This window comes from Aquincola tertiaricarbonis, from assembly GCF_000969605.1.
In the GTDB taxonomy this organism is placed as follows: domain Bacteria; phylum Pseudomonadota; class Gammaproteobacteria; order Burkholderiales; family Burkholderiaceae_C; genus Aquincola; species Aquincola tertiaricarbonis.
Window position 1 is genome coordinate 92,510 of record NZ_JZUE01000020.1, and the last position, 22,600, is coordinate 115,109.

Genomic DNA, 22,600 nt, shown 5'->3' on the forward strand with positions numbered 1-22,600 from the left:
GCGGCCGTCGGCGTCGGCGGCCCGAGCAGTTGCGGGCCTGGCCGACCGGATCAGATCGACGGCTGCCCGGCGGCCTCTGCGCGCACGGCGTCCGCGGCGAGACGCGCCAGCGTGCGAACGGCGCCCTCGAGCGTCGCGTCCCACGGCTGGCCGCCGTTCAGCCGGATGTGGTGCTGGAAATCGGCCCGAGCCGAGAACATCGGGCCCGGAGCCAGGCTGATGTGCTGCGCCAATGCGGCGCGATGCAGCGCCATCGCATCCACGCCGACGGACAGCTCGACCCAGAGGAAGTAGCCGCCCGCCGGCCGCACCGCCCGCGTGCCGTCAGGGAAGTGCCGGGTGACGGCATCGAACAGACTGTCGCGACGCGACTGCAGCGCCAGGCGCAGGCTGCGCAGGTGGCGGTCGTAGCCGCCTTCCTGCAGGTATTCGGCCACCGCCGCCTGCACGGGAATCGACCCGGAGAGGCTCGTCATCAGCTTCAGCCGCTGCACCTCGTGCGCCCACCGGCCGGGCGCGGCCCAGCCGACCCGGTAGCCAGGCGCCAGGCACTTGGAGAAGGAAGAGCAGTGCAGCACCAGGCCGCGGCGGTCGTAGGCCTTGGCCGGCAGGGGCGCAACGTTGCCCTCGTACAGCTCGGCATAGACGTCGTCCTCGATCAGCGGCAGGTCGTGGCGGGTCAGCAGGTCGACCAGGTCGCGCTTCTTCGTCTCGGGCATCAGGCTGCCGAGCGGATTCTGGAAGTTCGTCATCAGCCAGCAGGCCTTGGGCCGGTAGAGCTCGATCACCTGCGCCAGGCGCCCGAGATCGATGCCCTCGCGGCAATGCGTCGGCACCTCGATCGCACGCAGGCCCAGGCGCTGCAGCGCCTGCAGCGCGACGTAGAAGGTGGGCGACTCCACCACCACCGCATCCCCCGGGCGCGTCACCGCGTTCAGGCACAGGTTCAATGCCTCCATCGCGCCGTGAGTGAGCACGATCTCCTCGGTGGCGATCGGAAGACCCTGCCGCAGATAGCGCTTGGCGATCTCCCGCCGCAGCCGCAGGTTGCCCGGCGGCAGGTCCTCGACCATGTTCCAGGGCTCGAGCCGCCGCGTGCTTGAGACCAGCGCGCGGCGCAACCGGTCCAGCGGAAACAGGTTGGGGTCGGGAAAGGCGGAGCCGAACGGCACGATGTCGCGGGCGCGCGCCGAACCCAGGATCTCGCACACCAGGTCGTTGACCGCGACGGTCCGGGCGCCGGAGTCCGGCTCCGTGGTGCGCGGCTCGGCGAGCAGCACGCCATCGGCACGCGCGGCCACGAAGTAGCCTGAGCGCGGCACCGCGCGAACGAGGCCGCGCGATTCGAGCAGGTAGTAGGCCTGGAACACCGTGCTGGGGCTGAGCCCCCGGCCTGCGCGGGTCTGGCGCACGGAAGGCAGCCGGTCACCGGGGCGCAGAACGCCGGTCGCGATCTGGTGCTCGATCTCCCGGGCCAGCACCTCGTACCTGGGAACGGACGCGGATGTGGAGGATGTGGGCATGGTGGCAGCACCGCGCCTCAGTCCAGCCGCTGGCAGCGTAGGGGAGCGTTGAACCAGTCTAGACGTTCAATCGCGCGTTGCAATCAAGCCTTGCCCCAGCGGGTGGCCCGGGCCGCGGCTGATGCCCAGGCGGCCACGCCGGCCGCCCGAGCCCGGGCTTACATCGCCGGCATCACCACCGTGTCGATCACGTGGATCACGCCGTTGCTGGCAGCGATGTCGGTCTTCACCACCTTGGCCTTGTCCACCATCACGCCGCCGGTGGTGCTGACGGTCAGCTCCGAGCCCTGCACCGTCTTCACCTTGCCGGCCTTCACGTCGGCGGCCATCACCTTGCCCGGCACCACGTGGTAGGTCAGCACCTTCGTCAGCGCGGCCTTGTCCTTCAGCAGCGCATCCAGTTGTGCCTTGGGCACCTTGGCGAAGGCCTCGTCGGTGGGCGCGAACACGGTGAACGGGCCCGGGCCCTTCAGCGTGTCCACCAGGCCGGCGGCCTGCACCGCAGCCACCAGGGTCTTGAACGAGCCGGCGGACACGGCGGTGTCGACGATGTCGGCGGCCATGGCGGTCATGGCGCCGAAGCTCAGGGCGGTGGCAATCAGCAATTTCTTCATGGTGGTGTTTCCTTCGGGGTTGACGAACGGGACGGGATGGAACGGGGGAAAGGGCCGGCGGCTCACACCGCCGGCAGCAGAACCTTGTCGATGACGTGGATGACGCCGTTGCTGGCCATCACGTCGGTGGCGGTGATGGCGCTTCGGCGGCCGCGCTGGTCGGTGATCACCAGGTCGCTGCCCACGGTGAAGCTGCCGCCCTGCACCGTGGTGATGGGCGTGCCCACCGGCACCTGCGCGCGCAGCACGCGGCCGCTGACCACGTGGTAGGTGAGCACGGCGGTGAGCAGGGGCTTGTCGGCCAGCAGCGCCGCCTTGGTCACGCCCAGCTCGGTGAGCAGCGCGGCAAAGGCCGCATTGGTGGGCGCAAACACGGTGAAGGGGCCGGGGCCGCTGAGCGTGGTGGCCAGGTCGGCCGCGACCACGGCTTCCACCAGGATGCTGAAGTCGGGCAGGCTTTGCGCCACCTGCACGATGTTGCGATCCTCGTGGTCGTCATCGTCATCGTTGCCGCAGGCGGCCAGCAGGGTGCTGCCGGCGCCCAGCGCCGCGGTGAGCAACAGGGAACGTCTCCTGAACTGCATGTGTGCTCCTGGTTGTGTACTGGCGAGGCCGGATACTAACCATTAAGGCCACAAGTAGACTGTGCAGTATCATTTGCGACCGAAGCGTGTGGTTATTGACGTGGAGGTTCGGCTGAAGCACCATGTCGCCGGGGTAAAAGGGTGGGCATGGCAAGCAAGATCAGACAGGAAGCCGGCGTGGCGCCGGCCAAGCGCAGCTTTCGCGCGCAGATGCATGAGGCACGGGAGGACGCCATCGTGCAGGTGGTCAACCGCCTGCTGGCCGAGCGCGGCTATGAGGCGATGACGGTGGACGAGGTGGCCGCCGAGGTGGGCATTGCCAAGGCCAGCCTGTACCGCCACTTTCCCAGCAAGGAAGACCTGGCCGCCGCCGCCATGGTGCGCACGCTGGAGCGGGCCCAGGCCTTCGTCGACGCCCTGGATGCCGAGGCCGCCGAAGGCGCGCCGGCCACGCCGCTGAACAAGCTGAAGGCCGCCGCCCGCTGGACCATCACCGCGCAGCTGCAGGGCGAGATGCCTTCGCTGCCCAGCCAGAACTCCGGCCTGCGCAGCGCCCTGATGAACAACGAGGCCTACGTGGGCGGCCTGATGTCACTGAGCGACCGGCTCGGTGCCTGGATCGAGGCCGCACAGGCCGACGGCAGCCTGGACCAGCGGCTGCCGCCCATCGTGGTGCTCTACACGCTGTATGCCCGCGGCTGCGACCCGGTGCTGGGCTTCCTGCAGGGCACCGGCGAATTCACCGATGCGCAGATCACCGAGATGGTGCTGGGCACCTGCTTCAACGGCCTGGCGGCGCGCTGACGGGCAGCGGGCGCCTCAACCAGCGGGGCCGAGCAAACGGTCGAGGTTGGCTTCGATCTGCGACTCGATGCGGCCCTGGTAGGCACTGAGCAGGAAACCCAGCTGCGCCTGCAGGTCGAAGCGGTCGGCGCTCACGTGCAGCTCGCCCGACACGCCGCTGCGGCGGAACAGCACCCGGTCCTGCGCCTCGCCCGCCTGGTAGTCGCAGCGCAGGCCATAGTCCCGCTCCGCCTGCGCCACCCACTCCTTCGCGCGCTCGCGCGCCTGGGCCAAGCCCAGGGTGTGAGTCCGGTGTACTGCCAACTGCGCCATGGTGTCCCTGTCTGGTGGAGGCCGCCGGCCGATCCGCTTCGGCCGCCGGCGTTGGAGGGCTTCGGCCGATGGGGGTTCCGCCGGGTCGACAGGACCGGCCATGCCGACAAGCTAGGGAGGAATTCCCTCCGAAGGGGTGGCACCCGCCCCCGAAGGGCGTTGGTGGTGCCCGCAGCAGCCGCCTAAGTTGGTTCCACGCATGCAGTGCCGCGGGCCGTCCCGGTCCGTTCGGGCCCGTGCGACAAGGAGCTCTCATGGAACAGCGTCACCCCCCGGGCCGTGGTGCCGAGCCGGTCGTGCTGCAGGTCACCACCCGCCAACGCCCCGATTTCCAGCAACCGCTGATGGCATGGCTGTTCGATGGCGGTGGCCGGCTGGCCGCGCGTGTCGAGGTCAAGGACGGCCGGCTCGAACTGCCCGCCACCGATGGCGGCGGCCATGGCCGCCTGTTCATCACGCCGGTGGACGAGCGGCTGGTCGAGACCGAGCCCACGACCGCCATGCTGGAACGCCTCGGCGCCTACGAGCCGGTGCTGCTCATCGGCGAGCGGCTGAAGCCCGTGATCGACATTCCCGGCCTCGTCATCGACCACTGGCCGTTCTGCTTCTGCTGGCTGCGCGGCCGCGTCGAGCGCCTGTCGGACCATCGCGCCATCTGCGGCGCCCGGGTGCATGTGTGCGAGGTGGACCGGCTGCCATGGTGGATCCGCCGGTTGCCCGAGCGGGACATCTTCAAGCTGCGCGACGACCTGCTGGAGGTGCTGCGCCGCCCGCCGGTGCCGCAGCCGGTCCCCGGTCCCGAGCCCTTCGACCCGCGCCCGCTGTTCCGCAGCGGCATGCCGCAGGCGCTCAATCCGCAGCCGCTGCCGCCGCAGGACAGCATCGAGCTGCCGGCCGCGCTGCAGGCCAGCCTGCGCAGCCGCTCGGCCCAGATGGTGCGCAGCACGCTCGCCGACCATGCCCAGCTGCTGCTGCCGTGGCTGTGCCTGTGGCCGCACTGGTGGTGGCGGCTGCGCTGCGACGAGATGGCAGTGCTGACCACCGACAACCAGGGCCGCTTCGAGACCACGCTGTTCTACCCCTGCCACGGCGACCACCCCGACCTGTACTTCTGGGTGGAGTACGACTTCGGCAGCGGCTTCGAGACGGTGTACCGGCCCGGCATGGCCTGCAACACGCACTGGAACTACGCCTGCGGCACGCCGGTGACGCTGCGCGTGCCCGACCCGCGCGTGCCGGGCTGCGAGGAGGAACCCGACCTGCCCGGCCGCCAGGTGGTGGTGCTGTCCATCGGCCGCGGCGTGGCGGTGCGCGAGCTGCAGGCCACGGGTGCCGGTGAAGGCCTGACCACCGCAGGCGAGCCCTTCGGCGGCACGCTGGAGCCGCGCGTGGACTTCAGCCGCTCGGCCCTGATCGGCGGCGGCATTCCGTACTACCGCTGGTCGTACCGCCGGCTCAGCGGGCCCGACGGCGTGGCCGCCACGGTGGACGCCGCCTCGGTGCCGCTGGGCGTGTGGTCGGTGATGTCGCGCGACGTCTACCGCCACTACAAGCTGGACACCAGCTTCCCGTCGGAGCGCATGGGGCCGATGCCCACCGCGGGTGCCGATGCCGCGCCGCTGCCCAACCTGTTCCGCATCCGTCCTGTGGCCCCGCCCGCCGGCACCGAGTGGGTGGTGCTGGACGAAAACGTGGACCTGGCCACCGCCTACCTGGACAGCCACATGCTGGCCGGCGCACCCACCGCGGCGCCCTGGCCCGACGACCTGGCCGCCGGCCGCTACGAACTGAAGCTGGAGCTGTTCGACAGCGCAGGCGCCCTGGTGGACTGGACGGCGCAAGGCATCGACCTGCGCATCACCGACCAGGACGCGCCCTTCGGCACCGGCACCGTCACCAGCTCCACCGCACCGGCCCACAACCGGGTGCTGGTGGGCGGGGCGACGATGGGCTTCCGCATGGTGCTGCGGGTGGACAACAACCGCTGCTCGGCCGACATCCAGCCGGTGGGCGGCACCGTGTCGCCCGATCCGGTGTGCGGCTTCCACAACTATGCGCAGCCCAGTGACACGGCGGGCCTGTCCTTCGAGGCGCGGCACCCCAACGGCTTTGCCACCTACGGCTTCAGCGTCACCCGCGGACCGGGGCCGGCACTGGCCGTGGCGGGCACTTCGGGCGTGGCCGGTGCGCCGGGCAGCAACGGCTACCTGCAGACGGGCAGCTTCAGCTATGGCAAGGCGGTGACGGTCTCGGCGTTGCTGGGCCCGTGCAGCAACGCGGCCTACGCCGAGCGGCTGGAGGTCAGCGCGATGGCCACCAACGGCTACGGCACGCTGACCCAGTACAACGCGGCTGACAACGCGGCCTTTGCACTGGCCATGCCCTGCCCCGCCTGCGAGTGCACCGAGGCGGAAGGCGGAACGGCCTGAGCCGCCCGGCTCAATGCCGGTCCGCCGGCGCCAGGCCGCGGTCGCCGCCCAGTTGGGGCGCGGCCGCGGCCGGCGCCCGCTTGTCGCGCACCAGGTACGAGTACAGCACCGGCACCACCACCAGCGTCAGCAGCGTGCTGGTGATCACTCCGCCGATGATGGCGCGGCCCATCGGGGCCTGGATCTCGCCGCCTTCGTTGAGCGCCAGCGCCAGCGGCAGCATGCCGAACACCATGGCGCCGGTGGTCATGATGATGGGCCGCATGCGGATCAGGCCGGCCTGCAGCACCGCATCGGCCACGGTGGCGCCGCCGCGCCGCGCATGGTTGGCGAAGTCCACCAGCAGGATGGCGTTCTTGGTCACCAGGCCCATCAGCATCACCAGCCCGATCATGCTGAACAGGTTGAGCGTGCTGCGCCACAGCAGCAGCGCCAGCATCACGCCGATCAGCGCCAGCGGCAGCGAGGCCATGATGGCCAGCGGCTGCAGGAAGCTGCCGAACTGGCTGGCCAGCACGATGTAGATGAAGATGGCGGCCAGCGCCATCGCGGCCACCACGGCGCCGAAGGCCTCCTGCTGGTCCTTGGTGGCGCCGCCCACGTCGAAGCTGTAGCCCGGCGGCAGCCGGGTGGCCTGCACCAGCTTCTGCACGTCGGCGCCCACGTCGCCGCCCGGCCGCCCTTCCACGCCGGCGAACACCGCCTCGCGCCGCTGCAGGTTCTGCCGGCGGATCACTTCCGGGTTGACCACCGGCACGATGTCGGCCACCGCTTCCAGCGTGATGGGCGTGCCGTTGGGCGCGAAGGCCACCGGCAGCTGGCGCATCTGCACCACGCGCTCGCGCAGGTGCTCGGGCAGGCGCAGCAGCACCTCCACCTGCTCGCCGTCGGGCGTGGTCCAGTGGGTGGCGGCCTCGCCGTTGACATAGGCGCGCAGGCTGGAGGCGATCTGCGGCGCCGTCAGGCCCAGCTCACGTACCGCATCGGGCTTCAGCCGCACCGCGTAGGCCGGCAGCCCGGGCTTGGCGGACACCTCCACATCCACGATGCCGGGGATCTTGCGCACCTGGTCGGCAAATTCGTTGACCAGCCGCACCAGGCCTTCGGGGTCGGTGCCCAGCAGCGCCACGTAGATCGGCCGCTCGAAGCCCACCGACATCTCGATGCCCGGGATGCGCGCCAGCTCGGCGCGGATGGCGTCCTCCACCTGCTTCTGGCTGCGGCTGCGCTCGGCCCGGGGCTTCAGGCCGACGTTGAGCGTGCCCACGTTGCGGCCGACGTTCAGGCCTTCGCCGTCGCCGCCCACGGTGGTGCTCACGCTCTTGACCTCCGGCATCGCCATCACGATCTGCTCCACCTGGCGGAACTTGTCGTCGGTGCGCGCCAGGCTGGCGCCCACCGGCATGCGCACCGACAGCTGGGTGAAGCCCTGGTCCGTCTGCGGGATGAATTCGGTGCCCACCAGCGGCACCAGGCCCAGGGCGGCCACGAAGCTCAGCACGCCGGTGGCCAGCACGATGCCGCGGGGCGACACCGAAGCCCGGCCCCAGCCGTAGCGCCGGCCGCTGAAGGCCCAGCGGATAAGCCGCTCGTACACCGCATGCAGCAGGTCCATGCCGCGGTCGGTGGCGCGGATGGCATGGCCCACCACCGGCAGGCGCTTCAGGCGCGCGCTGGGCGGGTCGTGCCATACCGACGACAGCATGGGGTCGAGCGTGAAGCTGACGAACAGGCTGACCAGCACCGCCACCGTCACCGTGATGCCGAAGGGATAGAAGAACTTGCCGACGATGCCGCCCATGAAGGCCACCGGCACGAACACCGCGCAGATGGCGAAGGTGGTGGCCATCACCGCCAGGCCGATCTCCGCGGTGCCGTCCAGCGACGCCTGGCGATGGTCCTTGCCCAGGCCCACATGCCGCACGATGTTCTCGCGCACCACGATCGCATCGTCGATCAGCAGGCCGATGCACAGGCTCAGCGCCATCATCGTCATGAAGTTCAGCGTGAAGCCGAAGGCATGCACCGCGATGAAGCTGGAGACCACCGCGATGGGCAGCGTGAGCCCGGTGATGACGGTGCTGCGCCACGAATGCAGGAATAGGAAGACGATGGCCACGGTGAGCAGCGCGCCTTCCACCAGCGTGCGCTGCAGGCCCTTGAGCGAGTTCTTCACCCAGTCGCTGTTGGCATAGATGAGCTGCAGCTCCATGCCGGCGGGCAGCGTGGCGCGCAGCTCGTCCAGCGCGGCCTTGATCTCGTCGCCGGTGGCCACGATGTTGGCGTCCTGCTGCTTGAAGATGTTGAAGGTGACCGCGCTCTGGCCGTTGACGCGGGCCAGGGTGGTGGGCTCCTGCTCGCGCTCCACCAGGGTGCCCAGGTCGCCCAGCCGCAGCGGCAGGCCGTTGCGCAGGCCCACCACCGTGTCGGCGAAGCGCTTGGGATCGCGCACCATGCCTTCCACCCGCAGCATCGCGTCCTGCACCGGGTTGCTGAGGATGCCCACCGCCTCGTCGCGGTTGGCCGCGGCCAGCTGCGTGGCGATCTGTGCCGGCGTGATCTGGTAGGCCCGCAGCCGCGCCGGGTCCAGGTCGATGCGCAGTTCGCGCTTGGTCAGGCCGGCCACGTCCACCCGCGCCACGCCGCCCACGCGCACCAGGCGCTTGCTGGCGGTCTGGTCGGCGTAGATGGACAGCTCGCGCGCGCTGCGGCCGGTGGACAGCAGCGCGGCCACCACCACCGGCTGGCTGTTCTCGTTGTCCACCCGCAGCACCGTCGGCGGCTTGGCATCGCGCGGCATCAGCGACTGCACCGCGGCCACGCGGTCGCGCACGTCCTGCAGGCCACGCGACATGTCGGCGTTCAGGTTGAACTCCACCTGCGTCTGGCTGCGGCCTTCGAAGCTGCGCGAGGTGATGCGCTTGATGCCGGCCACCGCGTTGACCGATTCCTCGACCAGCTTGGTGACCTCGCGCTCCACCGCCTCGGCCGAGGCGCCGGGATAGCGCACGTCGACATAGGCCATCGGCGGCGCCACGTCGGGCAGCTGCTCCACGCCCAGCCGCAGGTAGGCGAACAGGCCCAGCACGCACAGCGCGGCCATCACCATGGTGGCGAACACCGGGTTGTTGATCGCGACGCGGGTCATCCACATGGCGCGCTCCTCACTTCACCAGCGGTGCCGAGGCGCCGCTGGCGGCCACGGAGCCTGCCTTGCCCGGCAGCAGCAGCGCGCGGGTGCCCTCGCGCAGGTTGTCGAAGCGTGCGGCCAGCACGCGGGCATCGGGGGCCACGCCCTGCAGCACCTCCACCCGGCCGCCGGCCTCGTCGCGCCGGCCGGTGATCACCGCCCGCCGCGCCAGCACGCCGCCTTCGATCAGCCACACATGCTCCTGCCCCGACTGGCTGCCGATGGCACTGGCTGGCAGCGTGAGCCGCTGCTGCGCATCCGGCAGCACCACGCGGGCCACGGCGTACTGCCCGGCGCGGAAGGTTTCCTTCGGGTTGTCCAGCACCACCGTCACGCCGATGGCGCGGCTGCCGGGCTCGGCCGCGGGCGCGATGCGCGCCAGGGTGGCGGCCACCGGCGTGGCCACGCCTTCCACGTTCACCTGCACCGGCTGGCCCGGCGCCAGCAGCGAGACCTCGTGCGTGCCCACGCTGCCGGCCAGCTCCAGCCGTGCCAGGTCCACCAGCGTGAGCACCTGCTGCTCCGCGGCCAGCTTCTCGCCGGGCACCACATGGCGGCGCGCCACCACGCCGGCGATCGGCGCCACCAGGGCCGCATCGCGCTGGGTGACCCGCAGGCTGTCCACCTGCGCCTGCGCCGCCTGCAGCTGGGCACGGGCGGTGTCGAGTTGCGCGCGCGAGGTGTCCAGCGCATTGGCGGAAATGAATTGCTGGTCGGCCAATCTCAGGTTGCTCTGGTAATTGCGCTCGGCCTGCGCCCATTGCGCCCGCGCCGATTCCAGCATCGCATGGCGCTCGTTGACGCGGCTGTCCAGCTCCGCCAGGTCGATGCGGCCCAGCAGCTGGCCGGCCCGCACGCGGCTGCCTTCGTCCACCGACAGCGACAGCAGCGTGCCGGCGGCCTTGGCGCGCACCACGGCCGTCTGCGGCGCCACCAGCGGGCCGGAGAACTGCAGCACCAGCGGCAAAGCCGTGGACTGCGGGTGCACCACCTCGCGCGGCGAGAACTCCAGCGTCACCTCCGGCTTGGCCGCTTCCGGCTTGGCCCGCTGGGTCCACATGGCGCCGGCCAGGCCGCCTCCCACCAGCAGCAACAGCACCACCACGGCCGCTGCCTTGGCCTTGGATCTGGGCGCCTGCTTGCGCATTCCACGCTCCTCGCTTCTCGTGTTGTGTGGCAATGCAGCTCGTGGCGCATTGCAATTCGCGGGGCAGTGTAGAAGGCGCCGCACGGCCTGCAAGTGGCCATGCGACGGAGTGCGGATGGATGCGACGGACTGCAGGCCGGCTCGGCGGCCGGCCGCGGCGGGCCGCTCAGCGGCGGGCGGGCGCCGCGTCCCCGGCCCACAGCTCGGCCAGGTGCGGGAAGTTCCACTGCGCGGGCGATTCGCGGCCGACGATGCGCTCCCGCGCGCCGGCCTGCGACAAGTCGATGCGCGCCACGCTGATCGGCATGTTGGAGCGGGTGGAATAGAACGCCTTGACCACCGGCGCCACCAACGTGCCGGGGTTCTGCTCCACCACCACCGCCAGCTTGCCCGACTCCAGCCGCACCAGCGAGCCGACGGGGTAGATGCCCAGGCTCTTGACGAAGGCGCCGAGCATCGCCTCGTCGAAGTGCCCCTTCCAGGACATCATGCGGGCGATGCTCTCGGCCGGATCCCAGCCCGGCTTGTAGGGCCGGTTGGAGGTGATGGCGTCGTACACGTCGCAGATGGCGCCCATGCGGGCCACCGCGCTGATGCGCTCGCCGGGCAGCCGGTGCGGATAGCCGGTGCCGTCGATGCGCTCATGGTGGTGCAGGCACACGTCCAGCACCGAATCGGGCGCGCTGCCGCCCAGCAGCATCTCGTGGCCACGCTCCGGATGGGTGCGCATCACCGCGAACTCCTCCTCGGTGAGCTTGCCGGGCTTGTTGAGGATGTCCAGCGGCATGCTGGCCTTGCCCATGTCGTGCAGCAGCCCGGCCAGGCCGGCTTCGCGGCAGGCGGCGGTGTCCAGGCCCAGTTCGCGTCCCAGCGCCACCATCAGCGCGCACACGGCCACCGAATGCATGTAGCTGTACTCATCGCGTGTCTTCAACCGCGCCAGGCTCACCAGCGCGCCGGGGTTGCGGAAGACGGACTCGGAGATTTCCTCCACCAGCGGCAGGCACTGCTGCGCATCCAGCGCACGGCCCAGCCGCGCCTCGTTGAACATGGACTGCACCGCCTGCTTGCTGCGCCGGCACAGCTGCTGGGCCTTGCGCAGTTCCTCCTGCAGGCTGGCCGACGGGGGTGGCGGCATCGGCGATGCGGCCGGCGGCGCCGCGGGCGGCGTCACCGCGGCCGTGGCGGCGGAGGCATCGGCGCCATGCGCCGCGGGGGCCGACGCCCGCGCCGGTACCGGCAGCGACGGCCGGCCATCGGCCACGTCCAGCCCCTGGCTGGTGTCGATCCAGCATTCCGCGATGCCGCTGTCCAGCGCGGCCCGCAGGTCGGCCACGTCGGTGAGCACGAAGCGCGACTTCCAGAAGGGATGCCGAACCCAGGAACTCTCGAAGGCATGCAGGTGCATGCCCAGGCGAAGGTCCGCCACCTGAATCTTTTTCAACATCGGGGAACTGCCGTTTCAAGCGTTAGCCATCATTTCGGCAAGAACCCCGCCATGCAAAAGGGGATTCTTAGAGGGTTTCACCCACCTGGCCGGGGATGGCAGGCACCGGCAGCACCACGTCGGCGTTCTGCGCCCGGTGGCGCAGCGCATGATCCATCAGCACCAGCGCCAGCATCGCCTCGGCGATGGGCGTGGCGCGGATGCCGACGCAGGGATCGTGCCGGCCGAAGGTTTCCACCGTGGTGGGCTGCAGCGCGCGGTCGATCGACGCCTTGGGCGTGCGGATGGAGCTGGTGGGCTTGATGGCGATGGACACCCGCAGGTCCTGCCCGGTGGAGATGCCGCCGAGCACGCCCCCGGCGCGGTTGGCGCGGAAGCCCTCGGCGCTCAGCTCGTCGCCATGCAGGCTGCCGCGCTGCGCCACCACGCCGAAGCCATCACCGATCTCCACGCCCTTGACGGCATTGATGCCCATCATCGCGTAGGCGATGTCGGCGTCCAGCTTGTCGTACAGCGGCTCGCCCAGGCCCACCGGCACCTGGTGCGCCACCACCTCGATGCGCGCGCCGCAGGAGTCGCCCTCCTTGCGCAGCGCATCCATGTAGGCCTCCATCTCGGCGATCTGGCTCACGTTGGCGGCGAAAAACGGGTTGTTGGGGATGTGCGCCGCATCCTCGAAGGCCACCGGCAGCTCGCCCAGCTGGCTCATCCAGCCGGTGAAGGTGGTGCCGTGACGCTCCAGCAGCCACTTGCGCGCCACCGCCGCCGCGGCCACCGTGGGCGCGGTGAGGCGGGCCGAGGAACGGCCGCCGCCGCGCGGATCGCGCAGGCCGTACTTGCGCCAGTAGGTGTAGTCGGCATGGCCGGGGCGGAAGGTGTCGAGGATGTTCCCGTAGTCCTTGCTGCGCTGGTCGGTGTTGCGGATCAGCAGGCAGATCGGCGTGCCGGTGGTGCGGCCTTCGTACACGCCGGACAGGATCTCCACCGCATCTGGCTCGTTGCGCTGGGTGACGTGGCGGCTGGTGCCGGGGCGGCGGCGGTCCAGCTGCGGCTGGATGTCGGCCTCCGACAGCGCCAGCCCGGGCGGGCAGCCGTCGATCACGCAGCCGATGGCCGGGCCGTGGCTTTCGCCGAAGTTGGTGACGCGAAACAGTTCGCCGAAGGTGGAGCCGGGCATTGCAAGAACCAGTCAGCTAGGAATGAATAAGGCCCGGCACCTGCACGGCGCCGGGCCCCGGATTGTGCGTGGACTCCGCTGCGTGACTCAGAGCTTGGGCTGCACGCCCGCGGCCTCGACCGCCGAATCCTGGTCCACCGGCCAGTCGCGGATGTAGGCCTTGAGCATGCGGTTCTCGAAGTCCTGGCTGTCCACCACCGCCTTGGCCACGTCGTAGAACGAGATCACGCCCATGAGCGTGCGCTGGTTGAGCACCGGCATGTAGCGCGCATGGCGCTGCAGCATCATGCGGCGCACCTCGTCCAGCTCGGTCTCGGGCGTGCAGGTCAGCGGCTCGTCGTCCATGGTGCTGCGCACCAGCAGGTCGCCCACGGTGCCGCCATTGCGCACGATGGCCTGGATGACTTCGCGGAAGGTGAGCATGCCGGTGAGCTCGCCATGGCTCATCACGCACAGGGAGCCGATGTCCAGCTCGGCCATGGTCTTCAAGGCCGTGGCCAGCGGTTCGTCGGGGGTCACGGTGTAGAGCGTGTTTCCTTTGACACGCAGGATGTCGCTGACTTTCATGGCAGTGCTCCGGGACAGGGTTCGGCGCCAACATAGCACACAATCTTTCGCATGGCGCCCGGCAGTTTCACCGCTGACGCCGGGGCACGACAACACGACAAGGAGACTGCATGCCCGGCCCGTCCGACCCCGGTTTCGACACCCTGGCGCTGCATGCCGGCGCCGCGCCCGACCCGGCCACCGGCGCCCGCGCGCTGCCCATCCACCTGAGCACCAGCTTCGTGTTCGAGAGCAGCGAGCACGCCGCCTCGCTGTTCAACATGGAGCGGCCGGGCCATGTGTACAGCCGCATCAGCAACCCGACCACCGCGGTGTTCGAGGAACGCATGGCGGCGCTGGAAGGCGGCGTCGGCGCCATCGCCACCGCCAGCGGGCAGGCGGCGCTGCACCTGGCCATCTGCACCATCGCCGGCGCCGGCTCGCACGTCGTGGCCAGCAGCGCGCTGTACGGCGGATCGCACAACCTGCTGCACTACACGCTGGCGCGCTTCGGCATCACCACCACCTTCGTGAACCCGCGCGACGTGGACGCCTGGCGCGCCGCCATCCGGCCCGAGACGCGGCTGCTGTTCGGCGAGACCCTGGGCAACCCGGGGCTGGACGTGCTGGACATCCCGGCCGTGGCCGCGGTGGCGCATGACGCCGGTCTGCCGCTGCTGGTGGACAGCACCTTCACCACGCCCTGGCTGATGAAGCCCTTCGACCATGGCGCGGACCTGGTGTACCACTCGGCCACCAAGTTCCTGTGCGGCCACGGCACCGTGGTGGGCGGCGTGCTGGTGGACAGCGGCCAGTTCGACTGGGATGCCTCCGGCCGCTTCCCCGAGCTGAGCCAGCCCTATGCCGGCTTCCACGGCATGACCTTCACCGAGGAGAGCACGGTGGGCGCCTTCCTGCTGCGCGCGCGGCGCGAGGGCCTGCGCGACTTCGGCGCCTGCATGAGCCCGCACACCGCCTGGTTGATCCTGCAAGGCATCGAGACGCTGCCGCTGCGCATGGCGCGCCATGTGGACAACACCCGGCGCATCGTCGAGTTCCTGGCGGCGCATCCGATGGTGGCCGGCGTGGCCTACCCCGAGCTGCCCGGCCACCCCGACCATGCACTGGCCCGGCGCCTGCTGCCGCGTGGCTGCGGCGCGGTGTTCAGCTTCGACCTGAAGGGCAGCCGCAAGCAGGGCCAGGCCTTCATCGAGGCGCTGAAGCTCTTCAGCCACCTGGCCAACGTGGGCGATTGCCGCTCGCTGGTGATCCACCCGGCCTCCACCACCCACTTCCGCATGGACGACGCCGCGCTGGCGCAGGCCGGCATCGGCCCCGGCACCATCCGGCTGTCGGTGGGCCTGGAAGACCCAAACGACCTGCTGGACGACCTCAGGCGGGCGCTGAAGGCCGCGGAGAAGGCGCAATGAAGATCCTGGTGAACGGCCAGGCGGCCTACGCCTACACCGGCGGCAAGCCCTTCGACCCCACGCTGCCCTGCGTGGTGATGGTGCACGGCGCACTCAACGACCACAGCGTGTGGACGCTGGCCGCACGCTGGTTCGCGCACCACGGCTTCGGCGTGCTGGCGGTGGACCAGCCCGGCCATGGCCGCAGCGCCGGCCCGGTGTTGCCCAGCGTGGAGGCGCTGGCCGACTGGCTCTGGGCGCTGCTGGACGCAGCCGACGTGCAGCAGGCCACGCTGGTGGGCCACAGCATGGGTTCGCTGATCGCGCTGGAAGCCGCGGCCCGCGCGCCGCAACGCGCCACCGGGCTGGTGATGGTGGGCACCGCCTACCCGATGAAGGTCTCGGATGCGCTGCTGGCCACCGCGCTGGCCCAGCCACTGGCCGCCATCGACATGGTGAACACCTTCTCGCACAGCACGATCGCCGCCAAGCCGTCGTACCCTGGCCCCGGCAGCTGGCAGCACGGCGGCGGCCGTGCACTGATGCGCCGGCTGCTGGCGCTCGGCGAGGCCAGCGTGCCGGCAGGCAGCAACCTGTTCCACCACGACTTCACGCTGTGCGATGCCTACGCCAATGGGCTGCAGGCCGCCGCCGCCGTCACCTGCCCGGCCACGCTGGTGCTGGGCGGGCGCGACCAGATGACCCCGCCCAAGGCCACTCGCGACCTGGCCGGCGCGTTGAAGGCCCGGGTGGTGACGCTGCCCGCGGCCGGGCATGCGGTGATGCAGGAGGCGCCGGAGGCGCTGCTGGGGGCGTTGAGAGGGGCGTTGCAGACGGTGCCGGCGAGCGCGGGGAGCGCACGATGAGCCGCCGACACGACCAGCGCACGCAGCTGATGCTGCTGGAAGACGCCCGGCGCGGCCTGGCCGACGTTGCCGCCGGCCGTACCGTGGACGCCGACGAAGCGATCAGGCAGCTGCAACTGCGGCGGGCCGAACAGCGTGCCGGGCAGCCTGCTGCGCCCGTACCTCCCCGCCCGCCCGCCGGCTGACCCCCTACAGCACCTCTTCCAGCCGCAACGCCTCCACCCCCACCTTCTGCCTGAACGCCCGCGTCGCCGGGTCGGGCACCAGCAGCAGTTCGTCCAGCAGCGGCTGCAGCGGCGTGCGCTGCGGGTCGACCAGCAGCACATGGCGCTGGCCACCCTCCTCTTCCAGGCGGCCCACCCAGTCGAGATCCACCAGCGCGTCGATCACCGATTCCACCAGCAGCTGGTCGGTGCTCAGCGCCTCGGCCAGCTGGCGCAGCGTCAGGCCGTGGCGGCGGCCGCCGTGGGCCTCGCTCAGCAGCCGCAGGGCGCCGATGGCCAGCGAGAACTGGTGCCCCGGCACCGCCACCCGGCGCACGATGCGCATCGACAGGCTGGGCGCATAGGCCGCGATCACCGCGCCCAGCAGCACGATCACCCAGCCGATGTACATCCACAGCAGCAGGATGGGCAGCGTGGCGAAGGCGCCGTACACCGTGGAATAGGTGGGCACCAGGCCCACGTACCAGCCCAGCACCTTCTTGGCCACCTCGAAGCCCACCGCGCAGAACAGCCCGCCCGCCAGCGCATGGCGCCAGCGCACGTCGGTGTTGGGCACGTAGTGGAACAGGCCGGTGACGGCCGCCGCCTGCAGCGAGAACTCCAGCAGGTTGAGCAGGAAGTTCACCGTGTCCGGCATGGCGCCCACCAGGCCGCGGCTGGCGGAGATCGCATAGCTGGTCATGGACAGGCTGACGCCCAGCACCAGCGGCCCCAGGGTGATGGCCGCCCAGTACACCAGCACCCGCTGCGCGATCGGCCGCGGCCGGCGCACCCGCCAGATGGTGTTGAGCGTGCGGTCGATGGTGAGCATCAGCGCCAGCGCGGTCAGCAGCAGCACCACCAGGCCCAGCGTGCCCAGCTTGGTGGCCTGCCGGGCGAACTGCGTCACCGCGGTGAGCACCGGCTTGGCGATGTTGTCGGGCACCAGCGTCTGCAGAAAATAGCGCTCCAGCGACACCTGGAAGCTGGAGAAGATCGGGAACGCCGAGAACAGCGCCAGCATCACCGTGACCAGCGGCACCAGCGCGATCAGCGTGGTGAAGGTGAGGCTGCTGGCGGTGAGGCCCAGGCGGTCTTCGCGGAAGCGGTCGCGCAGGGTGCGCAGGGTGTCGAGCCAGGGCCAGCTGCGCAGCCGCATCAGGGCGCTCAGGGCCCGGTGGCGCCAGGGTCGGCGCTCGAGGGTCACGGGGGGCATGCGCCTATCATGCCAGCCCATGGCCGACACACCCGCCCTGCCCGACCGCACCACTTCCGTCACACGCAACGTCGCCGTGGCCAGCCTGCTGGCGCTCATCGTGCTGGGCCTGGCCTGGGAGCTGTGGCTGGCCCCCACCGGCCAGCGCACCTGGGCACTGAAGGTGCTGCCGCTGGCCATTCCGCTGGCCGGCTTCCTCAAGTACCGCATGCGCACTTACCGCTGGGTGAGCCTGCTGGTATGGCTGTACTTCACCGAAGGCGTGGTGCGCGCCACGTCGGAGCGCGGCGTGGGCGCCGGGCTGGCGGCGCTGCAGGTGCTGCTGTGCGTGGTGCTGTTCACCGCCTGTGCCTGGCATGTGCGCTGGCGCCTCAAGCGTGGCCATGCGGCCGAAGCCGAGGCCGCCGCGGCCGACCTGCCCGCCCGCTGATGGACGTCGCCCCGCTGGATGCGCTGCCCGCGGCCCTGCGCGCCGCGCTGGGGCCGGCCCATGTGCTCACCGGCACCGACGCCGCCGCCTACGAGCAAGACTGGCGCCAGCGCTGGCCCGGCCGGGCGCTGGCGGTGGCCCGGCCGGGCTCGGCGGAAGAGGTGGCCACGGTGCTGCGACTGGCCGCCCGCCACGGCGCCAGCGTGGTGCCGCAGGGCGGCAACACCGGCCTGGTGGGCGGCGGCGTGCCCGACGACAGCGGCCGCCAGCTGGTGCTGAGCCTGGGCCGCATGAACCGCATCCGAGCCATCGACGCGGCCAACCTGACGATGACGGCCGAGGCCGGCTGCGTGCTGCAGGCACTGCAGGAAGCGGCCGCCTCCCAGGGCCTGCTGTTCCCGCTGAGCCTGGCGGCCGAAGGCAGCTGCAGCATCGGCGGCAACCTGGCCACCAACGCCGGCGGCACCCAGGTGCTGCGCTACGGCAATGCGCGCGAGCTGTGCCTGGGCCTGGAAGTGGTCACCGCCCAGGGCGAGCTGTGGAACGGCCTGGCCGGCCTGCGCAAGGACAACACCGGCTACGACCTGCGCGACCTGTTCATCGGCAGCGAAGGCACGCTCGGCGTGATCACCGCCGCCACGCTGAAGCTGCATCCGCAGCCGGTGGCCACGCTCACCGCGCTGGCGGCCTGCCCTTCGCTGGAAGCCTGCGTGGCGCTGCTGATGCAGGCACGCGCCCGGCTGGGCGCCGGCCTCACCGGCTTCGAGGTGATGAACCGGCTGTCGCTGGCGCTGGTGGCAAGGCACTTCCCGCAGCTGGCGCAGCCGCTGCCGGACGCGCCCTGGACGGTGCTGCTGGAGCAGTCCGACGGCGAGAGCGAAGCCCATGCGCGCAGCCTGTTCGAAGGCCTGCTGGAAGCCGCCATCGAGGACGGCACCGTGCTCGATGCGGTGGTGGCCGAGAGTCTGGCGCAGTCGCGCGGCCTGTGGCACCTGCGTGAATCCATTCCGCTGGCCCAGGCCGCGGAAGGCACCAACATCAAGCACGACATCGCGCTGCCGGTGTCGGCCATCCCGGTCTTCGTCGCGGCCACCGACGCGGCGCTGGCCCGGGCCTTTCCCGGGGCCGCGCTGGTGAACTTCGGCCACCTGGGCGACGGCAACCTGCACTACAACCTGCAGGCCCCGCCCGGCATGCCGGCCGCCGAGTTCCTGGCCCGCCACGAATCCGCGGTGAACCACATCGTGTACGACGGCGTGATGGCCCATGGCGGCAGCATCTCGGCCGAGCACGGCATCGGCCAGCTCAAGCGGGACGAACTGGTGCAGCGCAAGAGCCCGGTGGCGCTGGCGCTGATGCGCAGCATCAAGCAGGCGCTGGACCCGCAGGGCCTGCTCAACCCGGGGCGGGTGATCGACGTCAGCGCGACGACAGCGCCAGCCGCAGGCCGAAGCCCAGGAACATCGCCCCGATCAGCCGGTTGAGCCATCGCACCAGGCGCCGGCTGGTCTTGACCCGCCGGCTGGCAAAGGCGGACGACACGGCCAGGAAGTGGCACCACAGCATTGCGTTGAAGTTGAAGATGCAGCCCAGCACCACGAAGGCCAGCGCCTTGTTCGGCGCCTCCGGCGCGATGAACTGCGGCACGAAGGCGAGGAAGAACACCGCCACCTTCGGGTTGAGCACATTGGTCAGGAAGCCCTGGCACCAGATGCGCCGCCAGGTGAGCGCCGCACCGGCATCCGCGACGGTGATGCCTTCGGCAGGCGGCGGCGACGGCCGCTCGCGCCGCAGCAGCATCGACAGCCCGATGTACACCAGGTATGCGGCCCCCAGCATCTTCACCACGGTGAAGGCGGTGGACGAGGCCGCCAGCAGCGTGGACAGGCCCAGCGCCGCGGCCAGCACATGCACCATGGTGCCGGCGCCGATGCCCAGCGCCGCGGCAGATCCGGCACGCCAGCCGTGGCGGGCGCTGCGCGACATGATGAGCAGCGAATCCGGCCCCGGTGCGACGTTGAGCAGCAGGCCCGAGATGATGAACAGCGGCAGATCCTGGATTCCGAACATGGCACGGCGCGGCGTTGATGGCTTGCGCGCATTCTCCCGGAGCCGGCCGTGAGCGCCGAGACCCTGCGCCAGCAGGCGCAGCTGGCCTTCCTGGCCAGCGGTGCGCAGATCGAGGTGGGCCGGCAGGACGACCTGCCGCTGCCGCTGGCGGTGCTGCGCACAACCACCGCCGACAGCCCGCATGTGCGCCAGGTGTTCCACGGCGGCCTCACCGCCACCGTGTACCAGCTGGAGGCCGGCGGCAGGCTGTGGGCGCTCAAGCGCCAGCGGCCGGAAAGCCTGGTGCGCAATGTCGATGGCCAGACCGCCTTCCTCAACGAGGTGCAGCGCCGGGCCGAGCTGCATGCGCTGCGCCACGACCCCGCGCTGCGGCACGTGGTGCCCACCCAGTACGCCTCGCTGCACGACGGGCTGATCCTGTCGCCCTGGATCGACGGCGCACCGCCGCGCCGCTTCGGCCCGCGGCTGTACCGGCAGCTGTTCGGCACCCTGGCCGCGCTGGAGCTGCACGGCTTCTTCGAATGGGACCTGTGCCCGGGCAACCTGCTGGACGACGGCACGCAGCTGATGCTGTTCGACTTCGGCTACATGTACCGCTTCGATCCGCTGCGCCAGTTCAACAACAACGGCCTGGCCACGCCGATGTTCCATGGCGTGGAGCGCTTCGAGACGCGCTGCTTATTCGGCCACCTGCTGACCAACCCCGACGGGCTGGACGAGGCCGGCCTGCTGGCCGCCTACCGCGAGGAGAAGGCCTGCGCGCTGCAGTACGCCCGGCACAAGCTGCAGCGGCTGGAGCAGGCCGGTGCCAGCGCCCCGGTGCTGCAGTGGCACCAGGCCCTGGCGCAGCGCTGGGAGCAGGCGCTGGCCGGCAGCGCGGCGCTGCAGCGGCTGTACCTGCTGGAATCGTTCCGCTCCTTCGTCATCGACCTGCTGGACGACCTGCACGGCCGCTCCTGCACGCCGGCCACGCTGCACAAGGCGGATGCGGTGATCGCCCTGCTGCAGCAGCATGTGCCGCTGCTGCGCGAGGCAGGCGGCCTCTTCTTCGGCGACGAGGCGCTGGACGACGCCGCGCTGCTGCAGCGCTACCGCGGCCTGCGCGCGCAGGCGCAGCAGTGGCAGCTGCCCACGGGCTGAGGCCACCCTGCCGATCAGGCAAAGCAGCCCTGGCCAGCGGTGTTTCTCCCACGATCGGCCCGCGCCGCTTGAGGCAAGCTATACCGTGTGCTCAAACGTATTACCACCGACCAGCTGCGCATCGGCATGTTCATCCAGGAGCTCGGCGGCTCCTGGATGTCGCATCCGTTCTGGCGCAGCAAGTTCCTGCTGACCGACGAGAAGACCCTGGCCAAGGTGGTCGAGAGCGGCGTGCCCGACCTGGTGATCGACACCGCCCGCGGGCTGGACGTGCCGGCGGTGGCGGCCGCCCCGGCGCCCGCACCGCCGATGGTCGCGCCACCGGCCGAACCCGGCGCCGCACCCGAGCCGCCGCACACCGTGCTGCCGCCGGTGGCCTCGCCCGACTATCGCCAGGCCGCCGCGCTGTGCGACCGCTCGCTGGTCGTCGTCAACACCTTGTTCCACGAAGCCCGCATGGGCAACGCCATCGACGCCGAGCACTGCGTGCCGGTGGTGCAGGAGGTGATCGACTCGGTGGCGCAGAACCCCACCACGCTCACCAGCCTGGCCCGCTTGAAGACGGCCAACGGCTATGCCTACATGCATGCGGTGGCGGTGTGCGCGCTGATGGTGTCGCTGGCCCGCACCATGGGCCTGACGCCCGAGCAGACCCGCGAGGCCGGCCTGGCCGGCCTGATGCTGGACATCGGCAAGACCCGCATGCCGCCCGAGCTGCATGACAAGCCCGGCCGCCTCACCGATGCCGAACAGGCGCAGTTCCAGGCCCATGTGCGCCATGGCCAGCAGCTGCTGCTGGAGGCCGGCGGCTTCAGCGAGGCGGTGATCGACGTGGCGCTGCACCACCATGAACGGGTGGACGGCGCCGGCTACCCCGACAAGCTGGCCGGCGACCGCATCAGCCTGCTGTCGCGCATGGCCGCGGTGTGCGACGTGTACGACGCCGTCACCTCCCGGCGGCCCTACCACGCGCCGTGGGATCCGGCCGAGGCCATGAGCCACCTGGCCCGCACCAAGGGCCAGTTCGACACCCGCGTGTTCCATTCCTTCGTCAAGTCGGTGGGCGTGTATCCCAACGGCTCGCTGGTGCGGCTGCGCTCGGAGCGGCTGGCCGTGGTGCGCAGCCAGGGCCTGGCCTCGCTGCTGGCGCCCAAGGTGGCGGTGTTCTATTCGGTGGCCGAGCGGCATGCGCTGGAGCCCTTCGAGCTGGACCTGGCCGACGCCAAGGCCGACGACAAGATCACCGGCATCGAGTCGCCCGAGGCCTGGCGTTTCAAGGACCTGGACCGGCTGTGGCTGGGGCCGCTGAAATAGCGGATTGAAGCGATGGCCGTGCGGTTTGTCACGCACCGGCCGGGCCGTGGAGCGTGCGCTTAAGCCGCGGCGCCGGACGGTCGTCCTGTTACATCGAGGGCGACGTCATGCCCCGCATCCAGACACGCTTCCACCCGATCCACGGAGCACCCCCATGCTGAGCCTGCACACCAATTCCG

At 70.8% G+C, this 22,600-nt stretch carries 20 protein-coding genes; 9 read left to right on the top strand and 11 right to left on the bottom strand.

The features are described 5' to 3' along the window. Window positions 1–50: 50 nt before the first annotated feature. The 3 genes from VO99_RS20580 to VO99_RS20590 all read right to left on the bottom strand — a co-directional run bounded on the left by VO99_RS20580 (window position 51) and on the right by VO99_RS20590 (window position 2,721). Entirely contained in the window at window positions 51–1,523 is a 1,473-nt protein-coding gene (locus VO99_RS20580) for an aminotransferase-like domain-containing protein (RefSeq protein WP_046114789.1), read from the bottom strand. Window positions 1,524–1,681: 158 nt separating this feature from the next. Next, window positions 1,682–2,137 (bottom strand): fasciclin domain-containing protein, encoded by a 456-nt coding sequence (locus VO99_RS20585; protein WP_046114790.1) that lies wholly within the window; start codon window positions 2,135–2,137, stop codon window positions 1,682–1,684. A 62-nt stretch (window positions 2,138–2,199) separates the two neighbouring features. Continuing rightward, on the bottom strand, window positions 2,200–2,721 hold the full coding sequence (locus VO99_RS20590) for a fasciclin domain-containing protein (protein WP_046114791.1): 522 nt from the start codon (window positions 2,719–2,721) through the stop codon (window positions 2,200–2,202). 147 nt (window positions 2,722–2,868) lie between these two features. On the opposite strand from VO99_RS20590, the gene VO99_RS20595 reads away from it, so the two are divergent. Next, window positions 2,869–3,525, top strand: coding sequence for a TetR/AcrR family transcriptional regulator (locus VO99_RS20595; protein WP_046114792.1), 657 nt, complete (start codon window positions 2,869–2,871; stop codon window positions 3,523–3,525). A gap of 15 nt (window positions 3,526–3,540) precedes the next feature. Here VO99_RS20595 and VO99_RS20600 read toward each other — a convergent pair whose 3' ends face one another. After that, the gene (locus VO99_RS20600) at window positions 3,541–3,837 is read right to left on the bottom strand and encodes a polyhydroxyalkanoic acid system family protein (protein ID WP_046114793.1); all 297 of its coding nucleotides are present in this window, start codon (window positions 3,835–3,837) and stop codon (window positions 3,541–3,543) included. Window positions 3,838–4,091: 254 nt separating this feature from the next. Here VO99_RS20600 and VO99_RS20605 point away from each other — a divergent pair, with 254 nt between their 5' ends. Then, window positions 4,092–6,266, top strand: a complete 2,175-nt coding sequence (locus VO99_RS20605) for a hypothetical protein (RefSeq protein ID WP_046114794.1) — start codon at window positions 4,092–4,094, stop codon at window positions 6,264–6,266. A gap of 10 nt (window positions 6,267–6,276) precedes the next feature. Here the strand turns inward: VO99_RS20605 and VO99_RS20610 are convergent, their stop codons facing one another. From VO99_RS20610 to VO99_RS20630, 5 genes are all read right to left on the bottom strand, one after another. Next, window positions 6,277–9,420, bottom strand: coding sequence for an efflux RND transporter permease subunit (locus VO99_RS20610; RefSeq protein WP_046114795.1), 3,144 nt, complete (start codon window positions 9,418–9,420; stop codon window positions 6,277–6,279). Window positions 9,421–9,430: 10 nt separating this feature from the next. Beyond that, on the bottom strand, window positions 9,431–10,603 hold the full coding sequence (locus VO99_RS20615) for an efflux RND transporter periplasmic adaptor subunit (protein ID WP_046114796.1): 1,173 nt from the start codon (window positions 10,601–10,603) through the stop codon (window positions 9,431–9,433). A 166-nt stretch (window positions 10,604–10,769) separates the two neighbouring features. Then, window positions 10,770–12,050, bottom strand: coding sequence for a cyclic di-GMP phosphodiesterase (locus VO99_RS20620; protein WP_046114797.1), 1,281 nt, complete (start codon window positions 12,048–12,050; stop codon window positions 10,770–10,772). Between the two features lie 67 nt (window positions 12,051–12,117). Beyond that, complete coding sequence (gene aroC / locus VO99_RS20625) at window positions 12,118–13,227, bottom strand: chorismate synthase (RefSeq protein ID WP_046114798.1); 1,110 nt, start codon at window positions 13,225–13,227, stop codon at window positions 12,118–12,120. Between the two features lie 87 nt (window positions 13,228–13,314). Then, on the bottom strand, window positions 13,315–13,794 hold the full coding sequence (locus VO99_RS20630) for a CBS domain-containing protein (protein WP_046114799.1): 480 nt from the start codon (window positions 13,792–13,794) through the stop codon (window positions 13,315–13,317). A 110-nt stretch (window positions 13,795–13,904) separates the two neighbouring features. Between VO99_RS20630 and VO99_RS20635 the strand changes: the two genes are divergently transcribed. Genes VO99_RS20635 through VO99_RS20645 form a run of 3 tightly spaced genes read left to right on the top strand, consistent with a single transcriptional unit; the run spans window position 13,905 to window position 16,233 of the window. After that, window positions 13,905–15,203: an O-acetylhomoserine aminocarboxypropyltransferase gene (locus VO99_RS20635; RefSeq protein WP_046114800.1), complete on the top strand. Its 1,299-nt coding sequence runs from the start codon at window positions 13,905–13,907 to the stop codon at window positions 15,201–15,203. Further along, complete coding sequence (locus tag VO99_RS20640; RefSeq protein ID WP_046114801.1) at window positions 15,200–16,048, top strand: alpha/beta fold hydrolase; 849 nt, start codon at window positions 15,200–15,202, stop codon at window positions 16,046–16,048. Before VO99_RS20635 ends, VO99_RS20640 begins: the two co-directional genes overlap by 4 nt. After that, window positions 16,045–16,233: a hypothetical protein gene (locus VO99_RS20645; RefSeq protein ID WP_046114802.1), complete on the top strand. Its 189-nt coding sequence runs from the start codon at window positions 16,045–16,047 to the stop codon at window positions 16,231–16,233. Before VO99_RS20640 ends, VO99_RS20645 begins: the two co-directional genes overlap by 4 nt. A gap of 4 nt (window positions 16,234–16,237) precedes the next feature. Here the strand turns inward: VO99_RS20645 and VO99_RS20650 are convergent, their stop codons facing one another. After that, window positions 16,238–17,467 carry a YihY family inner membrane protein gene (locus tag VO99_RS20650; RefSeq protein ID WP_046114803.1) on the bottom strand — a complete coding sequence of 410 codons (1,230 nt, stop codon included), beginning with the start codon at window positions 17,465–17,467 and terminating at the stop codon, window positions 16,238–16,240. A gap of 19 nt (window positions 17,468–17,486) precedes the next feature. Between VO99_RS20650 and VO99_RS20655 the strand changes: the two genes are divergently transcribed. After that, window positions 17,487–17,897: a DUF2069 domain-containing protein gene (locus VO99_RS20655; protein WP_046114804.1), complete on the top strand. Its 411-nt coding sequence runs from the start codon at window positions 17,487–17,489 to the stop codon at window positions 17,895–17,897. Next, window positions 17,897–19,381: an FAD-binding oxidoreductase gene (locus tag VO99_RS20660; RefSeq protein WP_083440788.1), complete on the top strand. Its 1,485-nt coding sequence runs from the start codon at window positions 17,897–17,899 to the stop codon at window positions 19,379–19,381. Before VO99_RS20655 ends, VO99_RS20660 begins: the two co-directional genes overlap by 1 nt. On the opposite strand, the gene VO99_RS20665 is transcribed toward VO99_RS20660, so the two are convergent. Beyond that, complete coding sequence (locus VO99_RS20665; protein WP_046114805.1) at window positions 19,317–19,967, bottom strand: LysE family translocator; 651 nt, start codon at window positions 19,965–19,967, stop codon at window positions 19,317–19,319. The two genes, VO99_RS20660 and VO99_RS20665, sit on opposite strands and share 65 nt — an antisense overlap. A 48-nt stretch (window positions 19,968–20,015) precedes the next feature. Between VO99_RS20665 and VO99_RS20670 the strand changes: the two genes are divergently transcribed. Next, entirely contained in the window at window positions 20,016–21,107 is a 1,092-nt protein-coding gene (locus VO99_RS20670; protein ID WP_046114806.1) for a protein kinase family protein, read from the top strand. A gap of 87 nt (window positions 21,108–21,194) precedes the next feature. Beyond that, window positions 21,195–22,421, top strand: coding sequence for a cyclic di-GMP phosphodiesterase (locus tag VO99_RS20675; RefSeq protein ID WP_046114807.1), 1,227 nt, complete (start codon window positions 21,195–21,197; stop codon window positions 22,419–22,421). The last annotated feature ends 179 nt before the right edge of the window (window positions 22,422–22,600 follow it).